The 13,815-nt window shown below is 65.7% G+C and carries 12 protein-coding genes; all 12 read right to left on the bottom strand.

What is annotated here, in order from left to right; all coding sequences use genetic code 11:
- Positions 1–2: 2 nt before the first annotated feature.
- Complete coding sequence (locus GGQ74_RS12125; RefSeq protein ID WP_167941803.1) at positions 3–512, bottom strand: hypothetical protein; 510 nt, start codon at positions 510–512, stop codon at positions 3–5.
- Between the two features lie 3 nt (positions 513–515).
- Positions 516–2,012 (bottom strand): pilus assembly protein PilM, encoded by a 1,497-nt coding sequence (gene pilM, locus GGQ74_RS12120; protein ID WP_167941802.1) that lies wholly within the window; start codon positions 2,010–2,012, stop codon positions 516–518.
- A gap of 41 nt (positions 2,013–2,053) precedes the next feature.
- Entirely contained in the window at positions 2,054–3,091 is a 1,038-nt protein-coding gene (locus GGQ74_RS12115; protein ID WP_167941801.1) for a type II secretion system minor pseudopilin, read from the bottom strand.
- On the bottom strand, positions 3,088–3,789 hold the full coding sequence (locus GGQ74_RS12110; protein WP_167941996.1) for a prepilin-type N-terminal cleavage/methylation domain-containing protein: 702 nt from the start codon (positions 3,787–3,789) through the stop codon (positions 3,088–3,090). Before GGQ74_RS12110 ends, GGQ74_RS12115 begins: the two co-directional genes overlap by 4 nt.
- Entirely contained in the window at positions 3,786–4,163 is a 378-nt protein-coding gene (locus GGQ74_RS12105) for a type IV pilus modification PilV family protein (protein ID WP_167941800.1), read from the bottom strand. Before GGQ74_RS12105 ends, GGQ74_RS12110 begins: the two co-directional genes overlap by 4 nt.
- Positions 4,164–4,173: 10 nt before the next feature.
- Positions 4,174–5,865, bottom strand: a complete 1,692-nt coding sequence (gene gspE, locus GGQ74_RS12100; protein WP_167941799.1) for a type II secretion system ATPase GspE — start codon at positions 5,863–5,865, stop codon at positions 4,174–4,176.
- Positions 5,862–7,718 (bottom strand): type II secretion system secretin GspD, encoded by a 1,857-nt coding sequence (gene gspD / locus GGQ74_RS12095; RefSeq protein WP_167941798.1) that lies wholly within the window; start codon positions 7,716–7,718, stop codon positions 5,862–5,864. The genes gspE and gspD overlap by 4 nt, the downstream gene beginning before the upstream one ends.
- A 142-nt stretch (positions 7,719–7,860) precedes the next feature.
- Positions 7,861–8,682, bottom strand: a complete 822-nt coding sequence (locus tag GGQ74_RS12090) for a type II secretion system protein N (protein WP_167941797.1) — start codon at positions 8,680–8,682, stop codon at positions 7,861–7,863.
- A gap of 68 nt (positions 8,683–8,750) precedes the next feature.
- A complete protein-coding gene (gspN, locus tag GGQ74_RS12085) occupies positions 8,751–9,611 on the bottom strand; it encodes a type II secretion system protein GspN (RefSeq protein ID WP_167941796.1) in 861 nt (286 codons plus the stop codon).
- A gap of 68 nt (positions 9,612–9,679) precedes the next feature.
- Positions 9,680–10,801 (bottom strand): glycosyltransferase family 4 protein, encoded by a 1,122-nt coding sequence (locus GGQ74_RS12080; RefSeq protein WP_167941795.1) that lies wholly within the window; start codon positions 10,799–10,801, stop codon positions 9,680–9,682.
- Between the two features lie 589 nt (positions 10,802–11,390).
- Complete coding sequence (locus GGQ74_RS12075; protein WP_167941794.1) at positions 11,391–12,563, bottom strand: glycosyltransferase; 1,173 nt, start codon at positions 12,561–12,563, stop codon at positions 11,391–11,393.
- Between the two features lie 3 nt (positions 12,564–12,566).
- Positions 12,567–13,814: a type II secretion system F family protein gene (locus tag GGQ74_RS12070; RefSeq protein ID WP_167941793.1), complete on the bottom strand. Its 1,248-nt coding sequence runs from the start codon at positions 13,812–13,814 to the stop codon at positions 12,567–12,569.
- Between the last annotated feature and the right edge of the window lies 1 nt (position 13,815).

The following is a 13,815-nucleotide window of genomic DNA, read 5'->3' as shown; positions in this document are numbered from 1 at the left end:
CGCTACGCACCCTCCACGGACACGAAGACCACGTCGACATCGAGCCGGTCGCGCACCTTGCGGACGTGCATCCTGCGAACGGCCGCGCGCCCCGTGCTGGTTTCGGCCTCGTAGAGAAAGCGGACGAGGTCGTCCATGAACAATCCGCCCAGACGCATCTCCACGCTCTGCTCCACGGCCCCGTTTTCGAGCTTGCGGGTCGCAGGCTTCATGAGTTCCACCCGCTCGCGCAGCTTCGTACGTGCGGCCACATTTTCGAGGTAGGCGAACAGCGTCTTGCCGCCGGTCTTCATGCCCTTGGTCCTGCGGGCCGCATCCGCGCGCACGGCGGCGAACTCGCCAGCCGCTTCGGCCACGCGCACGCATTCGCGCTCCGTGGCCTGTATCCTGTGGCTCAGATCCTTGCGGTACTCCACAAGGGGCAGCGCCACGAAGCGCACGGCCAGCACGAGGCCAAGCCCGGCACCGACGAGCACCAAAAGTCGTTTCCTCTGTTCCCGAGGCATATTCATGGTCTAGGACTCCCGCCGGATCACAAGTTCGAATCGCACGCCCTTGCCCTTGGCCTCGGCCTGCGCACTGCGGATGCTCACCTCGCGAAACGCACCCGAAGCTTCGAGGCGCTTCTTCACGTCCTCGACCGTGGCGAATCCGCCAGCCGTTCCGCTCAGGCTGATCTGCGTGTCGTCCATGGACAGGGCGGAAAGCGTGAAGGGCATCTTGTCCGGCACCACACGGGTCACGGCCAAGAGCACATCCAGCGCGCCGCCGCGAGCTCCTTCCCTGCCGTGTGATTCCAGCTCCGCCATGCGCGACTTGAGAATGCTGCGGTACTGGGTCACGCTGAAGTTCCCCTGCACGTCCGGCAGCACCTCGTGGAAAATCTGCCTGATGCGTTCGCGTCCGGCCTCCAACTGCGCGAGGTCGCGATGGACGCCCGCGCCCCACGACGCGCCAAGGCCAAGAAGCATCATCAGGATCAGCCCCCCGGCCCAGACGGCCATTTCGCGCCGCCTGCCGCGCGGATCGACATAGGCGAACTCGCCGGTGCGAAAGTCGAATCCGGCCACCTTGCGTGCGCCACGTAGCGCAAGCCCCCACGCGACGAGATAGTCGGGAAGCTCCGCGTTGCCCACGCCCGGAAAGGCCGCGAAGACATCGCTCGGCACCTCGGGCCGCCGCACGGGAAGCCCGAGCAGCTCGCCAAGGTGGGCATCGAGCCCGGCGACACGCACCCCCGGCCCGCACAGCACCACGCACGCAGGCTCAAGGCCGACGCTCTCGGCGGCAAGGGCCAGCGCGGCGCGAACGTCCCGCCCGAGGCGCTCCAGCGCCGCAGGCTCGACAGCCACATGCCCGTCGCCATCGACCATGGCGGACACCTCGGCGGTACCGCCGCGCAGGGCGTCCATGCCCGTCTCGATAGCCCGCAGGAAGACCGGCGTTGCGCCCGAGAGCACCATCACCCGCGAGGAGCGCTCCCCCACGTGGACGACCAGCGCCTCCGCAGGAAGGTCCGCATCCAGCACGGGCAACACGCCGCCAAGGGCGCAGGCGTCGATATCCACGACCTTCGGGGCAAGGCCCTGCGCCGTGAACGCCTCCACATGCGCGGCCAGCACCTCGCGGCGCAGCGCCGCGACCAGCACCCGGCATCCGTCGGCCACGCGGTCGCCCTCGATCCACGAGGGGACAAGCTCCTCCACGGCCACGGGGAAGCGCTGCTCCAATTCGAAGGGCAGGGCCTTGGCGATGCGCGCCGAGCCGGTGAAGGGAAAAGTCACGGTCCGCAGCAGTGCCTGCCCGGCGCCGAGTCCCAGCACGTACGCATCGCTCGCGAGCTTCTCGCGGGCCACGCAATCGGCCACTGCCCGCGCAATGTCCGCAGGCGTGGCCTCGTCGGGCAACTCCACAACGGCCCGCGCGCGGACGCTGCCGCGTCCGGAGCCTGCCAGTTGAACGAGAACGGCTCTGCCGTCCGCTATGTCCATTCCAAGAATGCTGCCAGCCATCGAATCTCCTTGATCTCCAAAACGGATGCCGCGCACTCGCGCTACGAGACCTGTTGCCACAGCACGGCGGGGGCTCCGTCGCGCCCACCGGTGCGGCTCACAAAGGCCGCCAGCCGTCGCACAGCCATGCCGGAATGCGCCTCGACGCGCACGAAATAGACTCTGGCCATCACACCCAGACAATCGGGCAGCATGGGCGCGTAGGCCACGTTGCCCATGTTGTCGCGCTCGCGGTACCATGTCCCGCCGAGGTCGTTGTCCGGATCGGCGCGGTATTCGAGGACCGCGTCGCGAAACGGCTCGCGCATTTTCTCGTCGGATACCAGCGCCATGAGCAGTGCCTTCGGCGCGGTATTGATATTGATCTTCCCGCCCGTGTCCTGCACGGTGAACAGGCGCGAAACAGCATCAAGTTCCAGCACGGATTTCAGTGCCAGACCGATCTTCTTCGGCATGGGGATGAGCAGCAACTCGTCCAGCGTGCGCATGGGCCGATTGGGCGGGGAATACTTCGGTGAAACGCCCGTGTAGTCCGCAGACTCCGGCCCCGTGCCCCCGGTTCCGCCAGCCGAACGTACCGTGTCGGCGTCGATCCAGTCCTTCACGCGCACCAGCACCTCGCGCCGCTCCTTGATGTCGAGCTGCAAGCCGCGCTCGCGCCCCAGCACGTCCAAAAGGCGCAGAAAAACACCGGCCACGCCCTTGCCCTGCTCAATGTCCTTGTCCGTGACCAGAGCCAGCGCGTTGATCGGAAATTTGCCCGTCTCGTCCTCGATGCTGCACTCCACGCTGCCGGTCCGAAAGGCATCGGAAAAGGCCTCGGACAGTTCGGAGAGCTTGTTCCAGTCCTCCCCGAAATGATCGGGAGTCCCCCCGTCGGCGCGGATTCTCGCGCAGGCCCACTCCAGCCCGCCCTCGGCGAGCCACCGGGCGTGGACCATATCGCGAAACCACACGGAACCCGCATGCTCCACCCGTACGCCGTAGGTCATCTCCATGACGAGAAACGCCGCGACGGCCAGAACGAAGAGCACCATGACGGCAACGACGCCACGCTCATCGTGGCGCGGGCACATCATTCCTGCTCCTTCTGCACGCGGGGCATGCGCACGTCCGTCTCGAACACACGCTCCACGTCGCCGAAGCCCGGCAGGCCCAGCCGAATGCGCACCAGCGCGGGGTAGCGCGACGCCTTGGGGTCGGCCTCCTGCCGCTTCACGCTGTCCCACCGCTCAAGCGGGTCGGAGTCGGCCATCTCAAGGAAGGTGATTTCCAGAAAGCGCACGTCGTCGAAAAGTTCTATGGCGTTCCAACCCCATTCGCCCACGACGCCCGCATGCGGGCGGGACGCCCTGAACAGACGCACCACGTCACGGTCGCCGCTATCGCGACGCAGGACATAGCGCACCTGCTGCAACCCGTGCGAGGGAAATCCGGCATCCCAGTCCAGACCGGCCGCCGTAGACAGTTCGAGGACGATGTCCTCGTCCTGAAGCTCTCCGGTGTAGCCGTGCCCGGCAAAGCGGTACATGTCCTTCAACGCGCTTGTCGTGCCGGACTTATAGTCCGTGGCCGAACGCAAATCGTTCACCATGACGCCGAAAATCTGCCGTGCGGCCTGCCGCGAGGCGCTCTCGCTCTCGTACTCGGCGGTGGAGGCCAAAAGCTCACGAAACGCACCGAGGAAGCCGGTGACCACCAGCGCGAGCACCGCCAGCGCGACCATGAGTTCGAGCAGTGTGAAACCAGCCTGCCCGCGCCGCACACCGCGCCTCATTTCGCCTTCCCCATCCGCGCCGTCTCCAGCACGTACTCCTGATCAGGCTCCTCGCCCCAGCTCACCCGAAGCCGCAGGACGCGCACGCCGTCGCTGCGGTCAATGACCTCGCCGTCCCACACGTAGGGCGCGTTCTCCACGCCGAAGTCGCCGCGTGGCGACGCGAGGGCGGGGTCCTCCTCGGCGGTCCATTCGGCCATGCGCCGCTCGGCCAGAAGGACCGCGCGGTCCCTGTGGACCATGGCGGCCGCCTCGGTCTGGTTGCTGATCGTGGCCTGAAAAACGGCGACAAGGCCGACGGCCATGATGCTCATGACCACCAGCAGCTCGAAGAACGTGAATCCGGCCGAAGGGTTCGGGAACGCCTTGCGCATGGTGACCAGCCTAGATGGTCCTCGTGGCGCGCATGATTTCCGTCACCGTCGTCTCTCCGGCGAGGATGTGCTGGCATCCGGCACCGTTCAGAGTCCGCATCCCGGCCTTGAGCGCAGCTTCGCGAATCCGGTTGGAATCAGTGGTCTGGACGATGAGCCGCTTCATGGCATCGTCCACGGTCAGGACTTCCATGATGGCCTTTCGACCGCGATAGCCCGTACCACGGCAGCGCTCGCAGCCCACTGCCCGATGGAAGGTCAGGGACGCGGGGTCGTCGAAGCGGTGATCCAGATCGGCCAGTTCGGCGGCGTCCGGCGTGTAGGGCTCACGGCAGACGGGGCACAACTGGCGCACGAGGCGCTGGGCGATGATGGCGCGCAGCACCGAGGACACGAGGAACGGCTCGATGCCGATGTCGATGAGTCGCGTCACGGCGCTGGCGGCGTCGTTGGTATGCAGGGTCGAAAACACGAGGTGGCCGGTCAGGGCGGCCTGCACGGCAATTTCGGCGGTTTCGCGGTCGCGGATTTCGCCGATGAGGATGACGTCCGGGTCCTGACGCACGATGGAGCGCAGGCCCTTGGCGAAGGTCAGGTCGATCTTCTCCTGCACCTGCATCTGGCCGATGCCGTCCAACTGATATTCCACCGGGTCCTCGATGGTGAGGATGTTCTTGTCCGGGGAATTGATGTGATTGAGGATGCCGTAGAGCGTGGTCGTCTTGCCGCTGCCCGTGGGACCGGTGATGAGGATGATGCCGTGGGAGATCGTGACCAGCCGCTTGAGCAGGGTCAGATCGTCGGGCAGCATTCCCAGCTCCTCCAGCCCAAGCACGCGGGAACTTTTCTCCAGAAGACGCATGACCACGCGCTCGCCGTAGGCGGTGGGCAGGCAGGACACGCGCAAGTCCACCTTGCGCCCACCAAGCGCCAGCGAAATGCGGCCGTCCTGCGGCAGACGGCGCTCCGCGATGTCGAGCCGCGCAAGAATCTTGATGCGCGAGACCACGGCGGCATGCATCCGGCGCGAGAACGTGTAGCGATCATACAGCACGCCATCAAGGCGGAAGCGGACCTTGAGCTCCTCCTGATACGGCTCAATGTGGATATCGCTCGCCCGCTCCTTGATGGCGCGGGCAAGGATGCCGTTCACCAGCCGGATGAAGGGGGCGTCGCTCGTCTCCTCCAGCAGGTCGCCGACGGATTCCTCGATGTCCTGCAAGCCCTCGGCGTCGTCGAGGCTCAGGCCCTCGAACTCCTCACCGTCCCCGGCCTCGCCATAGGCGCGGTTGAGGGCGGAAAGTATCTGCAAACGCGGCGCGAGCACCGGGTCCACGGGACCGCCCACCAGCGCGCGCAGATCGCCCACCACGTCCAGCGCGGACGGATCGCCCAGCGCGAGATGCAGGCGTCCCTCGGCGTCGCGGTAGGGGAAGGCCCGGTTCTGCTTCAGGTACTGAAACGGCAGGGCGCGGATGACGTCCTCGGCGGCGGTGGCAGGGTCCACGCTGGACACCAGCGGCAGCCCGTACTGCTCCGCGCGCACGTCGAGGAGTTCGTCCTCGGACAGCCGCTTGCGCCTGCACAGGTACTCGCCAAGCGCCTCGCCAGCCTCGTCGGCCGCAGCCACCAGCGAAGTGACCTCCTCGGCCTCGATGAGGCCACGCCGGAGCAGTATGTCCCTCAATCCAAGCGCGCTCATTTCTCGAACACCGGCGCACCGAGGGTTGCGGGGGCGATCCACGGCAGGCCGAGGCCCTCGTCGCTCACGCCCACCTTCTCCATGAAGCTACGCTTCTCGCGATACATCCGCCGCGCGTTGTCCACCGTGTCGATGATGCGCGGGGTAAGGAACAAGAGCAGGTTCGTGTCGCTAGTGGACGTGTTGCGCTGCTTGAAGAGCCAACCGAGGCCGGGCATGTCGCCGAGGCCGGGAATCTGGTTGCGGTCGCGGCTCTCGTCGCGGGCGAGCAGACCGGCGATGACGATGGTCTGGCCGTTTTCGACCTGCACGGTGGTCTCCACCTCACGCTTCTTGGTGGTGGGAGCAAGCAGCAGCGGTTCGGATTCGCTGACCTTGACGGTCTTGTTGACCACGCGGCTCACTTCCTGATGCAGCTTGAGGCGCAGGGAATTCTGCTTGCCGATCTGCGGGGTGACCGTGAGCTTCACGCCCACGTCCTTGTACTTGATGGTCTGGGACTCGTCGGTGTTCTCGGACTTGGTGGTCACCTTCTCCACGTAAGGGATGGTATCCACCACATCCACCTTGGCCTCCTCGTTGTCGAGGGTCAGAAGCTGCGGTGTGGCCAGAATTCGAAAGCCCGTGTCCACTTTGGACGCAGAGATGACGGATTCGACGGAGCCGAACAGCTTGTCACCGATCTTGAACGGGAACAGCACCAGTCCGGCGCTGAAGCCCGAAGGCATGTTGAACGCGTTGTTCTTCGTGTCGGCCACGCCCGGTGCACCGCCGGGGTTGGAGCCGCCGAACACGAAGCCGTCCGTGCCGCGAATGTGGGTCGATCCGCCAATGCCCCAGTTCACGCCGAAGGACAGGCCCTTGTCAGCGGAAACCTCCATGATGAGGGCCTCCACATAGACCTGACGGCGGGGGATATCCAGCTTGCGGATGGTCTCCTCCAGCAGGGAGAAATCGTCCGGGCGCGCAGAAATGGCCAGCGAGTTGGTCGCCTTGTCGGCTACGACCTTCACGTCCTTGGAAATGACCTTACGCTCCTTGGTATCGGCGACGGTGGTGGTGTCCTCCACCAGCGACTGGAGCACCTTGGCGGCGGATTCGGCGTCCGCGTTTTCGAGGTACACGAGGTGGATGTCGCCCTTGCCGCGCGGCGTCGGCTCGTCCATGGACTTCACGAGGTTCTTCACGATGCGCAGGTCGTCCGCGCCGCCGATGAAGATCACCGTGTTGATGCGCTCCGCGCCGACCACCGAGTGGGGCACGGAGTCGCCGCGCTTGGCGCGAATCTTGGAGCGGCTATCCAGCAGCTTGGTCACCATTTCGGCCGCGTCCTTGGCATTGCCGTTGACCATGGGGAACACGCCGATGCTGGCGTCCATGGACTTGCGGTCCGCCTCGCGGATGATGGTCAGGATGCGACGGATGTTGGAATGGTAGTCGTTGATGATGAGGATGTTGCCCGGTCCGTAGGACGTCAGCAGGCCCTCCTTGGACACCAGCGGCCCGAGGGTCTTGGCGAGGTCGGCGGAGCTGGCGAAATCAAGCGGGACGATCTGGGTGACGACCTTGTCGTCCGGGCCCTCGCCACCGGAAGGCGCGCTCAAGGTCGGCACGCTCATGTTGCGGGCGGCGACCATGGGCACGATCTTCGTCACCGCGCCCTGCGGCACGATGGTGAAGCCATGCACCTCAAGGACGGACTTGAAGACCTCGTAGGCCTCGTCGGTGGAGATGCGGCTCGGCGAGTAGACGGTCACCTTGCCCTTGACCCGACGGTCCACGATGAAATTGGTGCCCGTGAGCTGGCTTATGAACTTAATGAGCAGCTGGATGTCCGTATCCTGGAAATCCATACTGACCGTACGCTCCGCAGCGGCCCACGCGGGACCGGGTGCGGGGACGGCGACGGCCGAAAACACTATCGAGACAACGACTGCGGCAACTGCCGCAACTCTTCGCAGAGATGAAATGGCGTGTATCACTGTTCCGTCTTTCTCAGTTGATGTTCAGCACAAGCTGCTGCGGCTTACCGTTGCGCACCAGATCCACGACCAGACGTTCCTTGTCCAGCTGCCCCATGAGGCCCAGCGCGTCGGCTGGGCCAGTCACCGAGAGCCCGTTGACTCCGGTGATGAAATCCCCCTTGCGCAGGCCGAGCTTGGTGAACAGGCTTCCGTTCTTGACCCACGCGACGTCGATGCCCTTGTGACCATCCCGTGTGCCGGGGACCATGCGGGCCTGCGTCAGGAGCGTGTCCATCCGGGCGACGTTGTCCTGCACCTGCTGGCGGGTCATGCTATAGGCCATCCGCTCCGGCGCTGACTTTCCGGCGTCCTTGCGGTCCACGTCGTCGATGAACAGCGCCTCGTCCTTTCCGTTGCTGCGCAGAACCACGGCCCGCCGCCGTACCTCCACCAGTTCCGATCCGAAGACCTTCTGGCCGAGGCGGAAAAGCTGTTCGTTGCCACCCTTGGCGATCATGGCGAAGCACGACTTCGGCTCGTTGGAAACAACCGTTCCCAGAAGCCGCAGATTGCCCCGCGCCACAGGTAACTTGTCGATGGCGGCCACCTTGGTCTTGGGTGCCGGAGCCTTCTTCTTGGCGACGACGGGCGGCTTCACGCCGAACAGATCGCGCCCGACCACGGGCATGAACGTCTTCAATGCCGGGGGGCCGGAGGGCTTTGCCGCATGCGCGGCACCGATCTCGACCGCTGGCGGTTTCGGCGCATCGCCCGTCAGCACGAAGGCCGCGTCGGCGAAGAAGTACGCCGCGACGGTTATCGCTCCAAATGTTGCCATCCTGCGGATATTCATTCCCATTCCCGTTTCGTATCCTGCGCTGAATTCATACCGTGGACGACGCGCCCCGCTGGCGGAGCGCCCTAGAATCCCTTGACCAGCGGCCGCGAAACCGTTCCGCTCACCGTCAGGGGCACCTTCCGATGCCGGGCGAGATCGTTCATGACCTTCTTGCCGACGACATTCGCATTGACCGCCTTCGCGTCCGCCGTCCACGCGCCTTTGAGACGCACCGGGCTGACCTCGGGGCGCTTCGCATCAAGCCGCACGTCGCCGCCAAGCTCCGCGCTCAGGCCATTGAGGGCGAGCCGAATGTCGGCCAACGTGACGGTTTCGTCGCCGACCTTCCACGCGCCGGACAGGTTGCCGTCGCGAATGGTGCCGTCCTTCAGCACCGGCATGGGAAGAATGGCGCCGATCCCGGCCACGCGCAGGTCTCCGGCACCCGAAAGCCCGGAACCGTCGCGACGGCCGGACAGCGTGCCCTCGGAGGCGACGCTACCTGTCAGCTTCAAAAACGACGGCACGCCCGGAAACGCCGCGATATCGAGTCCATTCGCCTCATAGTTGAGCCGGAAGGCGTCGCAATCGAACCACGCGCCGGATGCGATGGTCGCGCCGACCTGCCCGCCGCACACGTCGCCGGAACAGGCAACGCCCAGTCGCCCGGAGAGAAGGCTCGTCGGGGCAAGCGAAACGCTGACATCCTCGATCCGCAGCCCCCCACCGGGGAACGCGACATCGGCGGCCTGTGCGTCCACGCCCGGCGGAAGGAGCCGGACCGAGGGCGACACAAGCGTGACCCGCACGCCGTTCGCCTCGAATCCCTCCGCAGCCACGCGCGCAAGCATCCGCCCGGAGGACTTCCAGCCGAAAACCAGCGCAAAAACTATGGCACCCCACAGGGTGCCCATGACAATCCCGCGAATCCGTTCCCGTTTCATTCAGTCCATCGTCCCGTCGGTCTGCAATCCCTGTTGTTTCCGCCCACGCCATGCGGCGCCGTGGCCGTTCACGCCCCTGTGTGCCGCGCCGCCCGCGCAAGTGCGCCAAGGGTGGCGTCGGCCGTCGCCTTCCATGAAAATTTCGCCGCGCGGGCAAGGCCCTTGCCGGAAAGCTCCTCCCGCAGTCGGGCGTCCGTCGCCACCTGACGCATCATCGCCGCGAGGCCTTCGGCATCGAGCGGATCGGCCATGACGAGGGCTGCGTCCCCCGCCACTTCGGGCAGGCTGGCGCAGGGAGAGACGAGCACCGGACAGCCGCAGGCCATGGCTTCGAGCACCGGCAACCCGAACCCCTCGTAGAGGCTCGGATACACCAGCGCACGCGCACCGGCATATAGGAGCGCAAGGTCGTCGTCGTCCACATAGCCAAGCGGCACTACGCCCGGCGTGGACGCTCCCCAGCCGGACCACCCGGCGCACACGAGCGGGACATCAAGCCCCATCACCCCGGCCGCGCGAGCCGCAGTCCGCACGTTCTTGCGTGGATCTCCGGTGCCCACGAAGAGGAAATACGCCTCCGGTAGGCCCAGACGTTCCCGCATCGCCGCGACCTCGTCCTGCGTCCGTTGCCGGAACAGACTCGGATCATGAGCGAGATGAGTCACGGTCACCCGCTCGGGCGCAACGCCATGCACCTCGGCCAATTCGGATCGAGTGAAACGCGAAACGCTCAGGTATTCGTCCACGTGGCGGCAGGAGCGTTCGAAATGACGCCGGAAATAGAGCACCCTCTCGCGCGGATGCCATTCCGGATGGCGATCGAGGGAGAGATCGTGCACCGTGAATACCGTACGCACCCCGGCCGGTGCGTCGAAAGGAAAGAACGCTGTCTCGTGGTAGACGTCGAAGCCTTGCGCGGCCGTCCGAAACGCCAGTTGACGCCGCATGTGCACGGCCAGACGCACCATGAGGGCCACGCGCGCGGGTAGCTTCCAGAACAGGTCGGCGACGAGCGACTTTCGCGCCACGTCGTCCGGGGGGGAAGGCATACGCTCCAGAACCCGCCGCCCGTTGAAATAGCCAACCTCAACGCCGGAACGCGTCTCTATCTCGGCATAGAGCTGACGGATATAGCGCCCGATGCCGGTATTGACGTTCATCAGCGGTATCGCGTTGACGATGATGCGCATGATCCCTCCGAGAGGTCCCTGTCCCGTTATTCACGGCCGCTGCCGTAGCCGTCGCGAGCTTGTCCGGACCCTGCCCGCGTCTTGCCCGCTGCGACGTCTCGCGCGTGCATGCGACGGGATGCAACCATCTTCCACACCCCTGTCACGAAACGACATTTGCCTATCGTTTCCTCGCTCGTCTACACGATTGACAGCACGGGCGCAACGTGGGCGTAGGCCCATTAGCGATGCAGAGATGCCGCAATACTCGTCGCTACAGGTCTGATTCGGACTGTAGTGTGACTTCTCAAGCAACACACCGCCCACCATCCATGCATCAGTCGTGACAAATCGCTCTCCATCCTCGCCGCATCAGCGGGCAGGCACGCCATTTGCGTCACGAATTCATGACGCACAAGAACGGATTGGGCGCTCACCACATTTCGGAGCCCAGCTCCATACACGCGTATGTGAAAATAAATATCACTATGCACGATGGGGAATCTTTCATCCAATTCCCCAAGGTCATTATGCACCGACTTGCGCACCTGCGGCCCCCGTATACCGCGAGGACCTCGCGCGAGGCGATGCGCATGCCCCGCTCCACACATCAGCGCCGCGCACCAGCGCCACGCACAACACTGGCGTACACGTTCGCGACGCCCCCGGCAGAGGCGTCGATACGAAACATCTGCGCGAACCGTCGCCGCCCAGCCTCGCCCATGCGCTCACGCAGGGCCGCGTCGTCGACAAGGCGCTGCAACGCGCCCCGTAGCGCCGCCGCATCACCCGGCACCACGCCAAGCCCGGTCTGCCCGTCCGCATTCACGAACCCCACGCCGGAGCCGGGAATATCGGAACAGACCAGCGGCCGTCCGTACTGCATGGCCTCAAGAAGCACGACCCCGAAGGCCTCGGTCCGCAGCAGCGAGGGCAGGCAGAACACGTCGCACGCCGCGAACAGGGCATGCAGATCCGCATCCGGCAACGCACCGGGCAGGAGCACCCGCCCGGTCAGCCCCAACTCGGCAACCCGTCGGGCAACGCCGTCCCGGTCCGGACCATCGCCGACGATGACGACCACGCAGTCGCGCAGCCCGGTAGCGGCCTCGACCAGCACATGAAATCCCTTGTAGTGGGCGAAACGGCCCACCGCGGCCACAAGGCACTGCCCCTCGCCCACGCCGTAGCGCTCGCGCACGGCGACTACGGTTTCGGCATCGACCCGCCGCATGCGGCCCTCGTCGAGCCCCAGCGGCACCACGTGGACCTTGTCCATGACCGGCGCAAGGGGACGGCTGGCCTCGGCGTATGCCGCCGACGTGGCGATGACCGCGTCCGCCCGCCGCAGGAGCGCGGCCTCGAAATGCCTGTACAGCGCGTAGGCCGGACGCAGGAGCCTGTCCGATGCGGCCGCGAGCACGTCCGAATGCCAGTGGACGACCATCGGCACCCGGCAGGGCCACAGCGCCCAGAAGGCCGAGGTGTCCGGCATGTGCAGGTGCAGCACGTCCGGCCGGAATTCGCGTATCGCCCGCCACATCTCGAATCCGAAACCCGGCGCGACAGGGGCATAGAGCAATTGGCCGAAGGTCCGCACCCGGCGCAGGCGCACCCCGCCGTCGACCACCTCGCTTCGCCCAGCACATCCGAAGCCCTCGACATGCGCAAGGACGAAAACCTCGTCGCCCCGCCGCCGCTGCGCCACGGCAAGATCGCGCAGATAGCTCTCCATCCCGCCTCGCGCGGGGGGATAATACTTGCCGACGTGCAGAATCCGCACGCCCTACCCCACGAGGTGGCTCATCTCGAAGATGGGCAGGATGATGGCCATGACGATGAACCCGACAACGCCGCCCATGAGCAAAATCATCACCGGCTCCATGAGCGATGTGGCGACGGCGAGCCGCGCGTCCACCTCGCTCTCGCACGAGCGGGCCACGGTCAGCAACATATCCACCAGCCGCCCGCTCTTCTCGCCCGCGTCCACCATCTGGAGGTCCGTGGGGTCGAATATTCCGCAGAACTCCATGGGCCCGACCATGTCGCGCCCTTCGAGCACCTGTGCCCGAATGCTGTCGATGGCCTGCTCCAGCACCACGTTGCCCGCGATGCTGCGCACGATGTCCAGCGACTGGATCATGGGCACGCCGTTCTTGAGCAGCATACCGAGCGTCCGGCAGAAGCGCCCGACGGCCATGCGCCGCACGACACTGCCCGCCAGTGGCACGCGCAGCACGAAGGCATGGACGCGTCGCCGCCCCTTGGACGTCGACGAATACCAGCGCAACCACCATGCGAAGGCGGGCACCAGTACCACCAGCGCGGGCCACCAGTTGCGTACCGCGTCGCTCACGGCGATGAGAATGGTGGTGGGCAGCGGCAGCGCGTGCCCGAGGTCGAAGAAAATCTGCGTCACCTTGGGAATGACGAAGGCCATCAGGAAAGCGATGACGCCCGTTCCCACGATGAGCATCAAGAGCGGATAGGCCAGTGTGCTCTGTACCTTGCGGCGCATCTCCAGTTGCCGCGCGGCGTGGTCGGCAAGGCGCGCCATGACCAGCGCGAGCGTCCCGGACGACTCACCGGCGCGGGTCATGCTCACGAACATCGAGGAGAACACACGCGGATGTTCCTCCAGCGCGGCGGCAAAACTGATGCCGCTACGCACGCGCTCGCGGATTTGCGCAAAGACGCGGTTCAGCTCCGTGCCCTTGCCGTGGCCGATCATCGCGGTGAGCGCGCTATCCAGCGGCAGCCCGGCATCGAGCAGCGTAGCCAACTGCTGCACCGCGCCAACGAACTCCGTACGCCGCACGCGCCGGAACATGCCCCGCAGACGGGCGAGCGACATGCGCCGCGCGCCATCCTTCGTCCGGGCCGTCCCGCGCTCGCTCCCCACGTCCTCAAGCCCGACGAGGAACAGCCCCTGCGTCTTGAGCTTGCGCCCGGCATCGCTGCGGCTTGCCGCGTCAATGATGTCCTTGCGGGTTCTTCCGTCCGCTCCCACGGCCTCATATCGATAAACGGGCATG

It is taken from the genome of Desulfobaculum xiamenense, assembly GCF_011927665.1.
Classification (GTDB): domain Bacteria; phylum Desulfobacterota; class Desulfovibrionia; order Desulfovibrionales; family Desulfovibrionaceae; genus Desulfobaculum; species Desulfobaculum xiamenense.
The sequence above is the reverse complement of the archived record's forward strand: the minus strand, read 5'-3'. Positions and strand labels throughout refer to the sequence as shown.